Here is a 17,477-nt window from a genome sequence, read left to right on the forward strand (position 1 = left end):
ATCTTTTTCTACCTTTGCGTGCAATTTTCAGAGGATTAATTTATGGCAACATCAAGAGAAATGACGGCAGGACGCGCATTGCCGTTGATATTCAATTTCACTATGCCTCTGTTGATGGGAAACCTGCTACAACAGACATACTCTCTGGTCGACGCGGCAATCGTAGGTAAATTCTTGGGCATTAATGCACTGGCCTCGGTTGGAGCAAGTACTTCGGTAGTTTTCCTTATTCTTGGTTTCTGCAATGGATGTTGTGGAGGTTTCGGTATTCCTGTGGCGCAGAAATTCGGAGCGCGGGATTATAGCACGATGCGTCGTTATATATCGGTCAGTTTGCAACTGGCGGCGGTGATGTCGGTGGTGATTGCGGTGGTTACGAGTATTCTGTGTGGGGATATCCTGCTGATGATGCGTACACCGGATATCATATTTCAGGATGCCTACTATTATTTATTGATAACGTTTATCGGAGTTCCCTGTACTTTCTTTTATAATTTGTTGTCCAGCATCATTCGTGCTTTGGGCGATAGTAAGACGCCTTTCTGGTTTCTGCTGTTCTCTGCTGTGCTTAATATTTTGCTTGATTTGTTCTGTATCCTGGTGTTGGATTGGAGAGTGGCAGGGGCTGCCATCGCTACGGTCTTTTCACAAGGTGTGTCGGCTGTGTTGTGTTATGGATATATGATGCGCCGTTTTGATATATTGCGGGGAACACCGGATGAACGGAAATTCAACGGTGCTCTGGCACGGAGATTGATGTATATCGGTGTACCTATGGGGTTACAATTTTCGATTACCGCTATTGGAAGCATCATGTTGCAAAGTGCCAACAATGCATTGGGAACTGCTTGTGTTGCGGCTTTTACGGCTGCCATGCGCATTAAGATGTTCTTCATGTGTCCGCTTGAAAGTCTGGGCATTGCTATGGCTACTTATACCGGACAGAATTATGGTGCGGGCAAGCCCGAACGCATTTGGATGGGAGTAAAGGTAAGTGCGTTAATGATGATTATTTACTGGGCATTTACGTTCTGCATATTGATGTTGGGGGCACGTACGTTTGCCTTGCTTTTTGTGGAAGCGTCTGAACTGGAAATATTGAAGGACACGGAGTTGTTCCTGCATATTTCCGTGTCCTTCTTCCCGGTTTTGGGATTGCTCTGTATTCTGCGATATACCATCCAGGGAGCGGGATATACCAATCTTGCTATGCTTTCCGGAGTTTCCGAAATGATAGCACGCGTGTTGGTCAGTCTTTATGCAGTGCCCGCTTTCGGCTATCTTGCGGTCTGCTTCGGTGATCCGACGGCATGGATTGCGGCTGTCCTGTTCCTGGTGCCGGCATTTATTTTTGTATATCGGAGGTTGCTCCGGATGAGGAGAGAACAGTGAGTATAATTCCCGTACCTCCTCCCGGTGCCTGTGCTATTTGCATTATGTTTTCCGCAAAATGTATATTTTGTGTGTTCCCTTTCCTTTGTAATCAATACCGGTTTCGGGCTGTGCAATCCACTCTTTCAGTTCGCGTGAAGCACTGGTCTTCAGCAATCCGGTCAGCTGGCAATAATCGGAGAGTGTCATGAAAGCATTCTGGCGTAGATACTCTTTAGCTCGTTCCAATCGTTCTTGCGGTGAGAACATTTGCGATGATTGCCGGAACTTCTCGGAAGAACGCTTCAGCTGACAATGGCGGGATGTTCTGTGTAGTAATTCTTTATCTACTTTGAAATGGATGTCTTTTAGGCAGATGCTTACGGCATTTCGCTTGGTGTCACCTTCTTCGCCACTTTCCCGTTCGCGCCCTTTCATTAGTCCTAAGGCAGGGGTAAAGACGCCTAAGTTTTCAATCTTTACCGAGTAACCTTGTCCCATCTGGTAGGCAATTTCATCGGTGATGGCTTGTATCAGTCCTACGATATCGCCTTTGGTGAAAGATGAGGCATAGGACACTTTATCGGCGATGGCTTCTAAGTCCACCTGTCCGTATAATTTTATGCGTGGATAGAAGATTCTTTTGCCTTCTTCGTTGGGCAGGTTGAGTTCCTGCATGTTGTATTCTGCCATGAGATGATAAGATAATTAAGTTATTGGGATATTGTTTGCCAAAGTTTGTTTCAAGACTGCGGATGTGTGTCCTTATTTTGCGGATGTCAGTTCCAAAGCTTGGAACAAATGTTCCAAGTGCGAAGATAAAATTTATTCCTAACACTTACAATTTTTTCAGTAAGTAATAAGAAAGTTTTCTGTTAAGTGTTTGGATGTTTTTTGTTAATGGTTTGAATGGGAGATACGTATGTACAAAATAGCGTGAATATATAATTTTGTTATAGGCAATAGGCGTGTCATTGGGAAAAACGTTATCTTTGGATCATAAAAGTAAAAGGTATGAGCCGTAACTTAAGAGCAATAACTATGTACGAATGGGCTAATGAGATGAACTGTGCCGTAACCGTATGTGACACAGAGGGAGTCATCCTTTATATGAATGAGAAAGCATGTCGCACGTTTGCCAAACATGGCAATCTGATAGGTAAGAATCTATTTGATTGTCATAACCCGCAATCGCAGGACAAGATACGTGAACTGCTTGAAACGGGAGGTGTCAATGCTTATACCATTGAGAAGAACGGAATCAGGAAGATGATTTATCAGACGGCATGGAAACAAGATGGTGTGGTGGGAGGTCTGGTAGAGATTTCGATGGAGATACCCGGAGAGATGCCCCACTATGTGAGGAAATGAATCGTAAAATGGAAAGGTGATCATGCATGATGTGTTGCGAAGGCACTGAACGAAAAATCATACATATAGATATGGATGCGTTTTACGCATCCGTAGAGCAGCGTGACAATCCCGAGTTGCGCGGAAAACCTATTGCAGTGGGGTATGCGGAAGAACGGGGAGTAGTGGCGGCTGCCAGTTATGAGGCACGTCGCTATGGAGTACGTTCGGCCATGGCATCGACGAAAGCAAAACGGATGTGTCCGCAACTTATCTTTGTTCACGGACGGATGGAAGTGTATCATGAAGTCTCCCGGCAAATCCATGAAATTTTCCACGAATATACAGATATCATTGAGCCATTGTCACTGGATGAGGCTTTTCTGGATGTGACAGAGAATAAGCCCGGTATTTTGTTGGCTGTAGATATTGCCAAGGAAATCAAGCAGAAAATACGGAATGAACTGAACTTGGTGGCATCTGCCGGTATATCCTACAATAAGTTTTTAGCAAAGATAGCGTCCGATTATCGTAAGCCGGACGGGCTGTGTACCATCCATCCCGATCAGGCGATGGATTTTATTGCGCGTCTGCCTATCGAGAGTTTCTGGGGGGTAGGTCCGGTGACAGCAAAGAAAATGCACTCATTGGGTATTCATAACGGCGAACAGTTGCGTGCATGTTCGCAGGCTATGCTGCTGCGTGAGTTCGGGAAGGTAGGAGCATTGTATTATGATTGTGCCCGGGGAGTCGATCTTCGTCCGGTAGAGGCGGTACGTATCCGTAAGTCCATTGGTTGCGAACATACTTTGGAGAAGGATATTTCGCAACGCTCATCGGTTATTATCGAACTGTATCATGCGGCAGTGGAACTGGTAGGACGTCTGGAACATAATGATTTCAAGGGAAATACATTGACGTTGAAAATCAAATTCCATGATTTTAGTCAGATAACCCGGAGCATTACCCAATCCAAAGAATTAATTACTCTTGATGTGATCCTGCCTTTGGCTAAACAACTGCTGAAGGAGGTGGATTATGAACATCATCCCATCCGGTTGATAGGGCTTTCCGTTTCCAATCCACGGGAAGATACCGGGGAAAAAGGCGTTTGGGAACAGTTGAGCTTTGAATTTAGTGATTGGAAGTAGGTGGCTATTTGCGGGCTTGTTCGTTTATAGTTTTTTTTATGGATGATTTTGTACCCAACTACGGATAATTGAATACCTCCGTTTTACCGTAACTTGCGTATCTTTGCCTCATCACAAAAAAGAAATCTAACTTTTTAATATCATGAAGAGAAACACGTTTTATCGTATTTTTATTTCCTTCTGCCTGCTTTTCATGGCAGGTATTTCCGCACATGCATATACAGAACGAAATCTTTTGCAAAAAGCTGCCGGTAGTGAAGAACAATTGAAAGAAGCACTGGTGATGAATCAGAAGTGGGTACCTTATCCTGCTTATAACGACCGTGCCGGCTGGAACGAATTGCTGGGTACCAATAAAGAAAGCCTGATTCGTGCCGGAGAGAAAATGCTTAATTACGAATGGAAAGTAATCCGTGCTACCGATTACTTAGAGTATGAACGCAGCGGTGAACGGAACATTATGCAAAATCCCTATGAGGCCAACCGGAAAGCAATCAATGCCCTGATGCTTGCCGAACTTGCCGAAGGAAAAGGACGGTTTATCGACCAGTTGATAAATGGAGCATTTTACAGTTGCGAGATGACTTCCTGGGTACTTTCTGCCCATCTGGTACGCCAGAGCACCAAACGCTCTTTGCCCGATTATCGCGAACAGGTGATTGATCTGGGTTCGGGAAATTTCGGTTCCATGTTGTCGTGGGTATATTACTTCTTCCATGATTCTTTCGATAAAATAGATCCTGTAATCTCTCAGCGCTTGCGTCATACTTTGCAGGAACGTATTCTCGATCCTTATATGAACAATGACCGGGAATGGTGGATGGCTTTCCAATGGAAACCGGGAATGATTATCAATAACTGGAATCCCTGGTGTAACTCCAATGTATTGCAATGCTATCTTTTATTAGAGAACGACCGCGACCGCCTGGCAAAGGCTGTTTGGCGCAGCATGCAGTCGGTAGACAAGTTCATCAATTTTGTAAAGGCTGATGGTGCTTGTGAAGAAGGTCCTTCTTATTGGGGACATGCAGCCGGGAAAATGTATGATTATCTCCAGATACTTTCCGATGGAACAGATGGGAAAGTATCTCTTTTCAAGGAACCGATGATTCGCCGGATGGGAGAATATATCAGTCGTACGTATGTAGGAAACGGTTGGGTAGTGAACTTTGCGGATGCTTCTGCCAAGGGGGGAGGCGATGCACCGTTGATTTACCGTTATGGCCGTGCAGTCGGCAGCGAGGAAATGATGCAGTTTGCAGCCTATCTACTGGATGGTAAGCGTCCTTCTGTGCCTTTGGGCAATGATACTTTCCGCTCCTTGCAGTCCATATTATGGAATGGAGAACTGGAAAAGACGGCCGCTGCCCATACCATACCTGCTTGTACCTGGTATCCTGAAACGGAATTCTGCTATCTGACCAATAAGTCCGGTTGGTTCCTGGCTACGAAAGGCGGATTCAATAATGAAAGTCATAATCATAATGATGTAGGTACATTTTCATTGTACGTCAATACGATACCTGTGCTGATTGATGCGGGGGTAGGAACTTATACACGTCAGACATTCAGTAGCGAACGTTATACCATCTGGACCATGCAAAGTAATTACCATAATCTGCCGATGATTAACGGAATACCCCAGAGTTTCGGTCAGAATTATAAGGCTACGGATGTCGTCTGCCAACCGAAGAAACGTTTTTTCTCAGCGAACATTGCGACTGCTTATCCGAAAGAAGCCGAGGTAAATAGCTGGACACGTGCCTATTCATTAGGCGATAAGCAACTGACGATTACCGATAACTTCTCCCTGAAATCAGCGAAAGAACCTAATCAGGTGAACTTCCTCACTTGGGGAAAGGTGGATATTTCCGTGCCCGGAAAGGTGACGATAGACGTACAGGGACAGAAAGTAACTTTGGAATATCCCGGTGAGTTCACAGCAACCGTTGAAACAATCAATTTGCCTGATACACGTCTTTCCAATGTTTGGGGAACAGAAATTTACCGTATTGCCTTGAAAGATAAAGATGCGCGATTAACAGGTAAGTATAAGTTTGTTATTAAATAAAAAAACTATATTTGCGTATTAGAATACAAGAAACGCAAAATTATGGGATGTTTTATGAATTTATTATGGCTGGTGTTCGGAGGTATTTTTACCGCTATAGAATACCTTGTTGCCAGTTTATTGATGATGATTACCATTATCGGTATTCCGTTTGGTATGCAAACTCTGAAAATGGCTTCACTTGCATTATGGCCTTTCGGTAAAACGGTGCGGAGTGGCGAACGTTCGGGTGGTTGTCTGTATATACTGATGAATGTTTTGTGGATACTTCTGGGCGGTATCTGGATTTGCCTTTCTCATCTGGCATTCGGTGTCGTGTTGTGTATCACCATTATTGGTATCCCCTTCGGGCTACAGCATTTCAAACTGGCAGGATTGGCTTTGACGCCTTTTGGAAAAGACATCATAAGCGACTGATAAAAGAAGAGGGCGAAAAACTTTTCGGTTTTCCGCCCTCATTCATTTTATTTAAAGGTGTTATTTTACATGGTAGCCTGCTTTGCGAGCAGTTTTTGAAGTTTGCCATTCAAAGCCTGGCACATAGTTCCGTTTCCCATTGCTTGATAGCGTTTAATACGGTACTGTAACATAAAAATTTCATTTGCATTCTTTTTCATAATTGTCATCTTTTTGTGCTTTCCGCGTTTCGGAAAGCGGGTTTTACATCTTTTCTTTTATCTTATTAACGCTGCAAAGATACGAATTGTTCACGATAAACATGTTTTAAAACATAAAATAATGTACTTTCTCCTCGTTTTTCTTTAGAAACGCCCGGTTTTGCTATATGCATATTACAAAAGTGTGACTAAAAATGGAATAAATGACCTATGTACGATCTATTAATAATTTATATACCTTTGTAGCATCTTACACATAATCAACCCTTACAAACAGGAAGTCATAATGATAAATAAACTGTTGACACTTTTACGAAGCCCTTATCCATCATTGGTGAAGAGATGGAAAAGCGTGATAATACCTTCACTTATAGTGTTTCTGATCCTTTTTGTGTTGCAGCCTTTTGGCATTTCTATGATGGGAGGCTATAAATTCTGGGTAGTGTTAGGTTATGGAGTGGTTTCTTCATTGGCACTGAGTATCTCCACGTACTTGTTTCCTGCTTTGTTCCCCCGTTATCATAGTGAGAAGAACTGGACATTAGGTCGAGAATTGTTAGGAACCTTGGGAGCTTGTTTGTTGATTGCGATAGGTAACTGTTTCTATACGGCTTGGGTATTTGGTTCATTCATACTGAGCTGGAAAGGATTTCTGATAAGTTTGGCTTGGGTGGCGGTTCTTGCTCCTTTCCCTATTGTCTTCTTTTTGATGTGGAATCGTAATTTGCAGCTGGTACGTAATCTGAAGGAGGCAACGGAGATCAACTACGCTCTTGCGAAAAGAGAGAATACCCAGAAGGAGAAGATTCGGACAAGGAATGAGGAACAGATAGGAGAGGGGAGAGCAGCAGAAGAAGTGGCAGAAGAAGAAACTCCTATGCAGTTGGTTTTCTCCGGTGGAACGAAAGAAATGCTGGAAGTGGATGCCCATACCTTATTTTATGTAGAAGCAGAAGGGAATTATATAAGAGTAACTTACAGTAGTGCGGATAAGATGCAGCAAAAGTTAGTGCGGGCTACTATGAAGCAGGCAGAAGAAGCGGTTGCTGCCTGTTCGTTCATTGTCCGTTGTCACCGGGCCTTTCTGGTGAACATACGCACTGTGGTAAAAGTAGATGGAAACTCACAAGGATACCGTTTGCGACTGGAAGGATGTACAGAAGAAGTTCCGGTTTCCAGAGGCTATGCAAAAGAGATAAAAACGCTGATAGAAGGGGGGACGGAAGGGTAGTCATTCGTCACAGAATAAAGAAAAATACAGCCATTCGTCACAGGAGGGGTGCTGTTTGTCACATATCCGGGCAGTCTGTCCCGGATATTTTTTTGCCTGAAATTCTTAGTCTATGTTTGCTGACGGAAATCGTAAAGAACATAGATAAAATGAAAAGATTGATTCTACTTTTTAGTGTAAGTGTATTGCTGACGGTGCAGCACTTGGAGGCGCAGACAGCTGTGACAGATACCGTTTTCTTGCAACTATACAATGACAGTGTAGATTTGAAGGAAGTGGTAGTGAAAGGTAAAAAAACGCCTGTTGCCAACAGTCGTTGGAGTGATATGAGTCCGGTGGAACTGGTGACCGTGGGAGGTGCAAACGGTGATTTGTATCAGGCATTGCAGACACTGCCGGGCACGCAGGTACAAGGAGAAAGTGGCCGTCTGCTGGTGCGCGGCGGAAGTAGTGATGAAACACAGACATACATTGACGGAATGCACGTCTTGAATCCTTATACGGCTACAGGTATAAATTCACCGGCACGCGGACGTTATTCCACTTTTATGTTCAGTGGTGTCAATCTGGAATCGGGCGGGGCTCCGTTGGAATACGGGGATGCACTTTCGGCTGTGTTACCATTGGAGACAAAGGATAAGAGCCCTATCAATAAGTTAGGCATCAATGCCTCTACGGTAGACTTCGGTGGAGGAGGTACACGGGCTTTCGATAAAGGTTCGCTTTCGGTGAACCTGGATTATCAGGACTTGTGTGTCTATGATCATATCTATTCAGGACGTACGGATTTTGAAGATCCCTACCGGATGATGACCGGATCGGCACAATTCCGCTATCATCCCGATGATGCTACGCTTTTCAAGATTTATGGCGGCTATGATCATACTGACTTTTCCAATTATGAAGGTGCTGAACGTAGACTGTTTGATTTGAATGAGAATAATTTCTATCTTAATACAACTTTCCGTAAGCGTACTTCCGGTGGATGGAACTGGTTTGCAGGTGCAGCATTCTCTTTCTTTGAACAGAAGATAGGTAATGTATCACTTTCGGCAGATCATTGGATGGAACAACAACAGGAACTTCATGCAAAGGCAAAAGTGTTCAAGCGTATTTCTCCGGCTTTTCGTCTGGATATGGGAGTGGAGAGTTTTATCCGCCGGTATGAGAATCGTTATCAATATCAGATGAAAGAGGCGGAGGGAATAGATAGCCATCATGAAATGAATCCGACGATCAGTGCAGGCTTTCTTTCGGCAACTTACTATCCGGTGGAGCAATTGAAGGCGGAACTTTCTGTCCGCACAGAATATACTTCATTGAATGAAAAGGTGAATTTCTCACCCCGTCTGGCTGTTAATTACTATTTGGGAGATGTAGTACTCTCTGCTACGGCGGGACGATATACACAGTTGCCGGTTAGCAGATTGCTGGCTCAGGAGAACAAGTTGAAATCGGAATCATGCATTCAGTATAATGTGGGTGCACAGTATGAGGGTGATGGACGTTTCTACAAAGCTGAACTTTATTATAAGAAATATGACCGTCTGGCATTGGTGGAAAAGGGAACGGTAGATGCAGCGGAAGTACTGACTTCCGGTGGTTATGGCTACAGTAAAGGTTTCGACTTATTCTTTAATGACCGTGTCCTGCTGAAGAATCTGGAATACCAACTTTCCTATACATATAATATTGCCAAGCGGAAGTTTCAGGAATATACGGAACTGACTACTCCGCAATATGCCACTCGGCACAATGCATCCGTAGTGCTGAAGTATTCCATTCCGCGAATCGGCACGATAGTCGGTTTGACGAACCGTTTCAGCAGTGGGCGTCCTTATCATAATCCGGATTTACCGGGTTTGATGAATGATCATGTGAAGCCTTATAACAGTCTTGATCTCGGACTGACATTCCTGCCCAGTAAGAAAGTGATTATCCATGCCTCTGCTACCAATATCCTTTGTCGGAAAAATGAATTTGGGCGGGTGAATAATAAAGCTATTCTGGCTTCAAACGATCATTTCTTCTATATCGGGGTATTTATCACACTTGGGAAGAAGGCGGCTTATGATGTTTCTAATTTCTAATATTGATACGCGGACGACGCAGATAAGGCGGACGAACGCGGATTAAAAACTATATTAATCAAAGAAAGGTCCGCGTTCGTCCGCCTAATCCGTGTTGTCCGCGTATCTATTTATAAACTCTTTAAAAACAATTCAAATGAAAGCAATGATTATTAGTTTCGTATGTGTTTTGACTTTTGCAACTCAAAGTCTGTCTGCACAAAATCTTACTCTGGAAGTACGTGGTATTGAAAATGTGGCTGGTAAACTCTATGTCGCCATCTACAACTCTCAGGAGACATTCATGAAGAAGCCGCTTGCCGGTTTTGCTGTAGAGGTGAAGGATAAAGTTGTGTCTATCCCCTGTAAAGGGCTTCCGGCAGGAACTTATGCCTTCTCCATGTATCAGGATGAGAATGGAAATGGTAAATTGGATACCGGTGCTTTCGGTATTCCTGTGGAGAAGTTTGGTTTCAGCAATGATGCTGAAGGTGTTATGGGCCCCCCTTCCTACGAAAAATGCAGTATTACTTTCTCTGAGGATACAACTTTAGTGGTACATCTGAAATAAACTTCAGATAATTCTTTAACTTTGTAGCTCACACCTTAATTAATGTAAGTATTATGAGACGAGCTACACAACTTTTCGGAATATGCTGGCTACTTTGTCTGCTTGCTGCCTGTGGAGAATCCCATTTTATGACCGATGCCTCGTATCGTTCGCGCGTGGAGCAGGACTTTCAGCAAAAGAAGGCTCTGATGCCGCAGGGAGAACTATTTACGATACTGGATGATGCTTCGCTGAGCACTTATGAGCAGGAAACCCTGGAATTCCTTTATGCCTATATGCCACTGGCGGATATTACTGATTATCCCGGTGAATTTCACTTAATGAATATCCGCGCATCCCAGCGTGCCGCAGAGGAAATGCCTTGGGGAAAGACCATTCCCGAAGATTTGTTCCGACACTTTGTACTTCCGGTGCGGGTGAACAACGAACAATTGGATAGTGCGCGGGTAGTGTTCTATAAGGAGCTGAAAGACCGTGTGAAGTCCCTTTCTTTATACGATGCCATCCTGGAAGTGAACCATTGGTGTCATGAGAAAGCTGTCTATATGCCTTCCGATGCCCGTACCAGTTCACCACTGGCAACAGTGAGTACTGCTTATGGGCGTTGTGGCGAAGAATCTACCTTGCTGGTGGCGGCACTTCGCTCGGTAGGTATTCCGGCACGGCAGGTTTATACACCACGATGGGCACATACGGACGATAACCATGCATGGGTGGAAGCTTGGGCAGATGGTAAATGGCATTTCTTGGGTGCTTGCGAACCGGAACCGGTACTGGATCTTGGTTGGTTCAATGCCCCTGCCAGTCGCGGAATGTTGATGCACACAAAGGTTTTCGGACGTTATGAAGGAAAAGAAGAAGTAATGTCCGTTAACCCCACGTATACGGAAATCAATGTGATTGATAATTATGCGCCTACAGCGCAAGCCAAGGTTATGGTGAAAGATGAAGCGGGAAATCCGGTTCCTGACGCCTGCGTGGAGTTCAAACTCTACAATTATGCGGAATTCTATACCGTAGCAACGAAACATACCGACGACAGCGGTATGTGCGGACTGACTGCCGGAAAAGGGGATATGCTTGTCTGGGCCTCCAAAGATGGTCGTTTCGGCTTCTCTAAACTTTCTTTTGGCAAGCAAGCAGAACTGACCGTAACCCTTGATAAGCAAGCGGGTGACAGCTTCACGGTAGATGTTGATATTGTGCCTCCTGCAGAAAGTGCCAACTTACCCGAAGTGACGCCGGAACAGCGGGCGGAAAATGACCGCAGACTGGCGATAGAAGACTCTATCCGTAACGCTTATGTCGGTAAGTTCATCTCGGAAGAGGCAGCACGCAACTTTGCGAGAGATTATAAGTTGGATCGGGATGCAGTAGCCAAGATTCTGGTTGCCGCCCGTGGAAATTACAGAGTAATCCGTGAGTTCATGACTCGTTTGCGTTCTGATAACTCCAGGAAAGGCGGGATAGACCTTTTGCAGCAGATTTCGGCAAAAGACCTTCGTGATGTTCGTCTGGATGTGTTGATAGATCACATGCAGTCTCGTGTGCGTACGACGAATGCCGGATATTTCCGTAAATATGTGCGCAATCCGCGCGTAAGCAATGAGATGTTGACTCCGTATAAAACTTTCTTTGGTAAGGTGATTTCGAAAGAAGATGTTGAGGCTTATGTGGCAGAGCCTATGAAGATGGTTGCATGGGTGGCAAAGAACATTCAGGTGAACAAGGAATGTAATCTGGGAGCACCTCCTGTATCTCCCGAAGGTGTGTGGAAAGCACGTTTGGCCGATGCCCACAGTCGTGATATCTTCTTCGTGTCCATGGCACGCAGTATGGGAGTTCCTGCACGCATTGATGAGGTGACGGGTAAAGTACAACTGATAACTGACGACGGAGCCATAGATGTGAACTTCGAAGCAGCCGGACAGGCACCTGCGCAGAGGGGCAGGCTTGCAGCTACATATACACCGATTCAGTCACTGGATAATCCGAAATATTATTCTCATTTCACTATTTCCAAAGTAACTCCGCAAGGTAATTTGCAGTTGTTGTCTTACGATGAGGGTGACACAGACATGGGTGGCGGTGTTACATGGAGCAGTTTGCTGAAGGAGGGAACGTCTCTGGATGCCGGAGATTATATTCTGGTAACCGGTACCCGCCTGGCAAGTGGTGGTGTATTGGCGCAAATGACATCATTGAATGTGAAAGCAGGTGGACGTACAGAAACGAAACTGGTGATGCGTGAAAACAAAGATGAAGTACAGGTTATCGGAAACTTCAATTCGGAGAGCTTGTTCACAACATTGGAAGGCGGCAACAAGCAAAGTCTGCTTCAAGCCTGTGGCCGTGGATACTTCGTTGTCGGTATTCTTGGGGTGAACCAGGAGCCTACAAACCATGCCTTACGGGATATCTCTGCTTTGAAAACTGACCTGGAGAAATGGGGTAGAAAGCTTGTATTACTCTTCCCGAATCAGGAACAGGCCGGCAAATATCGTGCTGCTGACTTCTCCGGTTTACCCAATACTGTGATTTATGGAATCGACACAGAAGACATAGCTCAGCAGATTGTGAAGAATATGAAGTTGAAACGCAAAGATACATTGCCCATATTTATCATTGCTGATACCTTCAATCGCGTGGTATTTGTTTCACAGGGTTATACTATCGGCTTGGGTGAGCAGTTGATGAAAACGGTGAAAGGACTATAAGAACAGCAACAATAGAGTGGGAGAGGCTTATTTGCAAGCCTCTTCCATTTTTTGTATCACTTCCGGTGAAGGCAACCCCTCTGTCATTCCTGTCAGCAATAAACTGAAGTTATCGGCTAACACTTCTTCCGGGTCAATGATGTACTGAGTATTACGTCCCATTCTGTCATAAAAATCAGAGGCTTCGTTAATAGAGTAAACCACTGCCTTACCTTCTTTCTCAATCGCTTTGCAGGTATTTTTGTCGATGGGAACGAGGCCAATATTGAGGTATTGGAAGAAGCTGCCTCCCTCATAAGGCCTGGTTGAATAAATAACCATGCAGCAATCTTTCTTTTCACCGTTGATGGTAAAAGTAGCATAGCTATCGTGGCGGATAACATCCGGATTGGAGATAAACCGTTCTTTCAACTCTTCGGGAAATTCTATTTCCTTCGGAAGAATATTAAAACCGATGATGCTGTACATCTTCTTGCGGAAATCCGGATTGTTCCGGGTAAGGACGTGAAATGCTTCATGTGCCAACAATTTGGTTACATATTCAGGATGTTCGAGCAACCTGTCGATAAGTACGATGTAAGTGTCCCGGGTATATCCTCCCGCACCACCTTCTTCCTTTATCGTTGACTTTATTAATCTGACTTCTTCCGGGAAAGGAAGTTTCAGCTCTTTTTCACGGATAATCTGATTGATGGATTGAGATGATTTCTGAAGCAGAGCCGTTTCCTCATCATTCCAATTACAGGTTTGTGCGCCGGCAAACTGCAAATATCCCTGTTTTCCGCCTTCGATGCCAACGGTATGTGAAGCCAAGTCAAATGAGCTCCATCTGCGGATATGCTCGTCTTCTTTCTGAAGAAGGAGTGCGGCTTCTTCCTGTTTCAGGAAAGTAGGGACAATGCTGTCGGAAGTGGAATTTGAGGAACTTTGATTTTTAGCTTCATGCGCACATGAAATGCTGAGGAGAGTTAATAAAGTGATTACACTTAATGCCTTCATATTGATTGTTTTAAATTAATTCTTAATGGGACCGGTCAACGCCTTTATTGTTTTTTTTACGCGTTCTGCGGTAGTGATGGGGCGACAATACTCTTCTATGTTCACAGTACCCCCCATCGAAACTGTTCCGTTCCTGTGCAGCATCTTGCTTTCGATGGTTTCTCTTGCTGAGAAGTGGAACTCCCGGATACCGGTTTCCATGGCGATGTGAGCGATATTATTTTCATTTACTCCGCAACCTGCCAATAGGATAATGCGCCCGTCTGCCTGCTGCTGCAATTTCTTTAATAAAGGGATGCCCTGTTCGGCCGTGGCCTGTGCACCGGAAGTAAGAATACGGTTACAACCTAACTCTATGATTTGCTCCAGCGCTTCCTGTGGATTGCGGCATACGTCGAAAGCACGATGGAACGTAACGGACATACCTTGTGAAACTTCGATCAGCTGCCTCATTAAGGACAGGTCTACATCTCCTTTAGCGGTAAGACAACCGAATACAACTCCGTCTGCTCCCAATCGACGGGCGTTGTCGATATCCTTCAGCATAATGCGTTGCTCGATGGGGGAGTACAGAAAATCTCCGCCACGGGGACGGATGATGACGTGCAGAAGAGTCTTTGTTAAGGCTTCCCGGGCAATGACGATATCTCCGTAGGATGGGGTAGTACCTCCTTCCGGTATTCCGGCGCATAATTCCACCCGATTTGCTCCTCCTGCCTGTGCGGCAAGGCAACTCTCCACAGAGTTGGCACAAACTTCAAATTGATATTGCTCCATAATTGATAATCAGGATTACTTGGTTTGTAGATGCAAAAATAAGAAACAGTTTCGTGAATGACAAAGAAAACAAAAAGAGGCAGGGATTTTTTGTTTCCCCACCTCTTTATCACTAGTTTCAATCTTTACAATTTATTTCGCATAACTTACTGCGCGTGTCTCACGGATTACTGTGATCTTCACCTGTCCCGGATAAGTCATCTCATCCTGTATCTTCTTCGCAATTTCACCGGAAAGGTTTTCAGTCTGCTTATCATCAATCTTATCAGCACCAACAATTACACGCAACTCGCGACCTGCCTGGATAGCATACGTCTTCGTCACACCCGGATAGGCCATTGCCAACTGTTCCAGATCGTTCAGACGCTTGATGTAAGCCTCAACAATTTCGCGACGTGCTCCCGGACGGGCACCTGAGATAGCATCACATACCTGTACGATGGGTGCCAGAAGGCTCGTCATCTCCACTTCATCGTGGTGGGCACCGATAGCGTTGCAGATATCTGGTTTTTCTTTGAATTTCTCAGCCAGCTTCATACCATAGAGTGCATGCGGCAATTCCGGCTCTTCATCGGGCACTTTGCCGATATCATGCAGCAATCCGGCACGTTTTGCTTTCTTGGGGTTCAGACCCAGTTCCGATGCCATCACAGCACAAAGGTTGGCTGTTTCGCGGGCATGCTGCAACAGGTTCTGACCATAAGAAGAACGATATTTCATCTTACCGATAATACGGATCAGTTCAGGATGCAAGCCATGGATACCGAGGTCAATCGTAGTACGTTTACCGGTTTCGATGATTTCTTCTTCCACTTGTTTACGTACTTTAGATACAACTTCTTCGATACGTGCCGGGTGGATACGTCCGTCAGTCACCAACTGATGTAGTGCCAGGCGGGCTATTTCACGACGTACAGGGTCGAAAGCTGATAATACGATAGCTTCGGGCGTATCATCTACCACAATTTCCACACCTGTTGCGGCTTCAAGCGCACGGATATTGCGGCCTTCGCGACCGATAATACGTCCCTTGATTTCGTCTGATTCAATGTGGAATACGGTCACTGAGTTTTCGATGGCAGTTTCCGTAGCTACACGCTGTATGGATTGTATTACGATACGTTTTGCTTCTTTGCTGGCAGTCAGCTTGGCATCGTCCATGATGTCGTTGATGAAGGACTGTGCCTGCGTCTTGGCTTCTTCTTTCAAAGACTCGATCATACGTTCTTTGGCTTCGTCGGCCGAAAGACCGGAAATGGTTTCCAGTTTTTCAATTTCCTGCTGTTGCAGTTTATCCAGTTCGTCTTTCTTCTTGTCGATAATAACCAGCTGAGCTTCCAGGTTTTCTTTCACCGCTTCAGCTTCTGATTTCTTACGCTGTATCTCTTCTTGGCGTTGGTTCAGCACCAACTCACGTTGTTTCAACTTGTTCTCCGCTTGCTGAATTTTCTGGTTACGGATCGCTACTTCTTTCTCCAAGTCTGCTTTTTTGTTCAGGAACTTCTCCTTTACTTCGAGCAACTTATTCTTTTTAATCACTTCCGCTTCAGCCTCGGCTTCTTTCAGAATGTTGTCATATTTGGACTTCAAACCATGTTTGAAGAACATGTACGACAGAAATCCACCGATAATGAAACAGGCAATGGATACTAGTATTGTTACTGTCATTTCAATTTGTTTTAAGTATATAAATAAAAAACGCACTGCAGGAAAGCCACCCTCATTCTTTTTAAGAGGGATACTTTCACACAGTGCGTGGATTTTCTAATTCTTTTGCTGGCTCTGGTGTTCTGAGGAAAAGCTTCCGGACGTTTACAGTCCTTTGAAGTATGTTTCCAACACCTCTGTCAGTTCTTCTATCTTGTCGGCATACGGACGAGTATCGTTTCGGTTTTTCATTTTCAGGTTCTCCAAAGCAAATTGATAGGCCACCATGGCTATAATCTTTTCGGGAGTCACATTCTGGTAATGTTCTCGATACGCATTGAGCCGTATATCCACCTGTTTGGCGGCTTCTCTAACCATTTCTTCCTCCTCGCGCAGTATGGTGAGGGGGTAGGTTGAGCCTGCCATTTGCAGGTTTATCTTTATTTTATCGTTCATACATCTCGTTATTCATTCAACAAAGCGATGCATTTATCGACTTCACGCACTAATTTGGACAATCGCAGTTTCGTCTCTTTTACGTCGCTGCCGTTAAGGCTGATTGTCATTGCTGTTTTTAGGTTCGTATAGTCATCTTCCAAAGCTTCATATTCGGCATGTACCTGCTCGCATTCTTCTTGTTTAGTTTTTAGAAGTTGCTTTAATTCAGCATTTTCACGCCTCAATTCATCATGCAAAAAGATCAAATGGCGCAGTCTCGCTTCAAAGGTACTTAATCGCTTCTTTTCTTCGTCAGTCATTACTATACCAAAATTGTACACAAAAATACAATTAACTTGGAGATTACAAAAACTTTTCAGGGAAAAATGTTGTAGGAGAGGTGAAATAACCGGAAAAAGGAATTTGTGACGTTTGAAAATGGAATCTTCGGCGGTGGCTAAAAACTAT

Annotated in this window: 16 protein-coding genes; 9 read left to right on the forward strand and 7 right to left on the reverse strand. The window is 44.5% G+C overall.

Annotated elements, in window-relative coordinates; genetic code table 11:
- The first annotated feature begins 42 nt into the window (after positions 1–42).
- Positions 43–1,392 (forward strand): MATE family efflux transporter, encoded by a 1,350-nt coding sequence (locus tag DWW10_RS03555; RefSeq protein ID WP_022392059.1) that lies wholly within the window; start codon positions 43–45, stop codon positions 1,390–1,392.
- Between the two features lie 42 nt (positions 1,393–1,434).
- Here DWW10_RS03555 and DWW10_RS03560 read toward each other — a convergent pair whose 3' ends face one another.
- On the reverse strand, positions 1,435–2,064 hold the full coding sequence (locus tag DWW10_RS03560; RefSeq protein ID WP_022392060.1) for an HU family DNA-binding protein: 630 nt from the start codon (positions 2,062–2,064) through the stop codon (positions 1,435–1,437).
- A gap of 348 nt (positions 2,065–2,412) precedes the next feature.
- On the opposite strand from DWW10_RS03560, the gene DWW10_RS03565 reads away from it, so the two are divergent.
- From DWW10_RS03565 to DWW10_RS03580, 4 genes are all read left to right on the forward strand, one after another.
- Positions 2,413–2,742, forward strand: a complete 330-nt coding sequence (locus DWW10_RS03565; protein WP_115502690.1) for a PAS domain-containing protein — start codon at positions 2,413–2,415, stop codon at positions 2,740–2,742.
- A 26-nt stretch (positions 2,743–2,768) separates the two neighbouring features.
- Positions 2,769–3,872 carry a DNA polymerase IV gene (dinB, locus tag DWW10_RS03570; RefSeq protein WP_022392062.1) on the forward strand — a complete coding sequence of 368 codons (1,104 nt, stop codon included), beginning with the start codon at positions 2,769–2,771 and terminating at the stop codon, positions 3,870–3,872.
- 193 nt (positions 3,873–4,065) lie between these two features.
- Positions 4,066–5,943: a heparinase II/III family protein gene (locus DWW10_RS03575; protein ID WP_118420837.1), complete on the forward strand. Its 1,878-nt coding sequence runs from the start codon at positions 4,066–4,068 to the stop codon at positions 5,941–5,943.
- 42 nt (positions 5,944–5,985) lie between these two features.
- Positions 5,986–6,360 (forward strand): YccF domain-containing protein, encoded by a 375-nt coding sequence (locus DWW10_RS03580; protein ID WP_029428608.1) that lies wholly within the window; start codon positions 5,986–5,988, stop codon positions 6,358–6,360.
- A 65-nt stretch (positions 6,361–6,425) separates the two neighbouring features.
- On the opposite strand, the gene DWW10_RS26310 is transcribed toward DWW10_RS03580, so the two are convergent.
- Positions 6,426–6,560 (reverse strand): hypothetical protein, encoded by a 135-nt coding sequence (locus DWW10_RS26310; RefSeq protein ID WP_007215668.1) that lies wholly within the window; start codon positions 6,558–6,560, stop codon positions 6,426–6,428.
- Positions 6,561–6,846: 286 nt separating this feature from the next.
- Here DWW10_RS26310 and DWW10_RS03585 point away from each other — a divergent pair, with 286 nt between their 5' ends.
- From DWW10_RS03585 to DWW10_RS03600, 4 genes are all read left to right on the forward strand, one after another.
- Positions 6,847–7,791: a LytTR family DNA-binding domain-containing protein gene (locus tag DWW10_RS03585; RefSeq protein ID WP_022392065.1), complete on the forward strand. Its 945-nt coding sequence runs from the start codon at positions 6,847–6,849 to the stop codon at positions 7,789–7,791.
- A 149-nt stretch (positions 7,792–7,940) separates the two neighbouring features.
- Positions 7,941–9,881: a TonB-dependent receptor plug domain-containing protein gene (locus DWW10_RS03590; RefSeq protein WP_022392066.1), complete on the forward strand. Its 1,941-nt coding sequence runs from the start codon at positions 7,941–7,943 to the stop codon at positions 9,879–9,881.
- 136 nt (positions 9,882–10,017) lie between these two features.
- On the forward strand, positions 10,018–10,431 hold the full coding sequence (locus DWW10_RS03595) for a DUF2141 domain-containing protein (protein WP_022392067.1): 414 nt from the start codon (positions 10,018–10,020) through the stop codon (positions 10,429–10,431).
- A 53-nt stretch (positions 10,432–10,484) separates the two neighbouring features.
- On the forward strand, positions 10,485–13,148 hold the full coding sequence (locus tag DWW10_RS03600; protein WP_022392068.1) for a transglutaminase-like domain-containing protein: 2,664 nt from the start codon (positions 10,485–10,487) through the stop codon (positions 13,146–13,148).
- Positions 13,149–13,175: 27 nt separating this feature from the next.
- Here DWW10_RS03600 and DWW10_RS03605 read toward each other — a convergent pair whose 3' ends face one another.
- The 5 genes from DWW10_RS03605 to DWW10_RS03625 form a co-directional block, all read right to left on the reverse strand.
- Positions 13,176–14,147, reverse strand: a complete 972-nt coding sequence (locus tag DWW10_RS03605; protein ID WP_022392069.1) for a hypothetical protein — start codon at positions 14,145–14,147, stop codon at positions 13,176–13,178.
- A gap of 15 nt (positions 14,148–14,162) precedes the next feature.
- Positions 14,163–14,924 carry a copper homeostasis protein CutC gene (locus DWW10_RS03610; protein WP_022392070.1) on the reverse strand — a complete coding sequence of 254 codons (762 nt, stop codon included), beginning with the start codon at positions 14,922–14,924 and terminating at the stop codon, positions 14,163–14,165.
- Between the two features lie 132 nt (positions 14,925–15,056).
- A complete protein-coding gene (gene rny / locus DWW10_RS03615; protein WP_007215675.1) occupies positions 15,057–16,592 on the reverse strand; it encodes a ribonuclease Y in 1,536 nt (511 codons plus the stop codon).
- A gap of 144 nt (positions 16,593–16,736) precedes the next feature.
- Positions 16,737–17,027, reverse strand: coding sequence for a cell division protein ZapA (locus DWW10_RS03620; protein WP_007213043.1), 291 nt, complete (start codon positions 17,025–17,027; stop codon positions 16,737–16,739).
- 8 nt (positions 17,028–17,035) lie between these two features.
- Entirely contained in the window at positions 17,036–17,329 is a 294-nt protein-coding gene (locus DWW10_RS03625; RefSeq protein ID WP_007213044.1) for a hypothetical protein, read from the reverse strand.
- Positions 17,330–17,477: the final 148 nt, after the last annotated feature.

This window comes from Bacteroides intestinalis, from assembly GCF_003464595.1.
Taxonomy (GTDB): domain Bacteria; phylum Bacteroidota; class Bacteroidia; order Bacteroidales; family Bacteroidaceae; genus Bacteroides; species Bacteroides intestinalis_A.

What these genes read in the sequence shown, in the direction of transcription:
- DWW10_RS03555 (WP_022392059.1), top strand. Translation starts at nt 43, where the DNA reads ATGGCAACATCAAGAGAAATGACGGCAGGACGCGCATTGCCGTTGATA.
- DWW10_RS03560 (WP_022392060.1), bottom strand. Translation starts at nt 2,064, where the DNA reads ATGGCAGAATACAACATGCAGGAACTCAACCTGCCCAACGAAGAAGGC.
- DWW10_RS03565 (WP_115502690.1), top strand. Translation starts at nt 2,413, where the DNA reads ATGTACGAATGGGCTAATGAGATGAACTGTGCCGTAACCGTATGTGAC.
- dinB (WP_022392062.1), top strand. Translation starts at nt 2,769, where the DNA reads ATGATGTGTTGCGAAGGCACTGAACGAAAAATCATACATATAGATATG.
- DWW10_RS03575 (WP_118420837.1), top strand. Translation starts at nt 4,066, where the DNA reads ATGGCAGGTATTTCCGCACATGCATATACAGAACGAAATCTTTTGCAA.
- DWW10_RS03580 (WP_029428608.1), top strand. Translation starts at nt 5,986, where the DNA reads ATGGGATGTTTTATGAATTTATTATGGCTGGTGTTCGGAGGTATTTTT.
- DWW10_RS26310 (WP_007215668.1), bottom strand. Translation starts at nt 6,560, where the DNA reads ATGAAAAAGAATGCAAATGAAATTTTTATGTTACAGTACCGTATTAAA.
- DWW10_RS03585 (WP_022392065.1), top strand. Translation starts at nt 6,847, where the DNA reads ATGATAAATAAACTGTTGACACTTTTACGAAGCCCTTATCCATCATTG.
- DWW10_RS03590 (WP_022392066.1), top strand. Translation starts at nt 7,941, where the DNA reads ATGAAAAGATTGATTCTACTTTTTAGTGTAAGTGTATTGCTGACGGTG.
- DWW10_RS03595 (WP_022392067.1), top strand. Translation starts at nt 10,018, where the DNA reads ATGAAAGCAATGATTATTAGTTTCGTATGTGTTTTGACTTTTGCAACT.
- DWW10_RS03600 (WP_022392068.1), top strand. Translation starts at nt 10,485, where the DNA reads ATGAGACGAGCTACACAACTTTTCGGAATATGCTGGCTACTTTGTCTG.
- DWW10_RS03605 (WP_022392069.1), bottom strand. Translation starts at nt 14,147, where the DNA reads ATGAAGGCATTAAGTGTAATCACTTTATTAACTCTCCTCAGCATTTCA.
- DWW10_RS03610 (WP_022392070.1), bottom strand. Translation starts at nt 14,924, where the DNA reads ATGGAGCAATATCAATTTGAAGTTTGTGCCAACTCTGTGGAGAGTTGC.
- rny (WP_007215675.1), bottom strand. Translation starts at nt 16,592, where the DNA reads ATGACAGTAACAATACTAGTATCCATTGCCTGTTTCATTATCGGTGGA.
- DWW10_RS03620 (WP_007213043.1), bottom strand. Translation starts at nt 17,027, where the DNA reads ATGAACGATAAAATAAAGATAAACCTGCAAATGGCAGGCTCAACCTAC.
- DWW10_RS03625 (WP_007213044.1), bottom strand. Translation starts at nt 17,329, where the DNA reads ATGACTGACGAAGAAAAGAAGCGATTAAGTACCTTTGAAGCGAGACTG.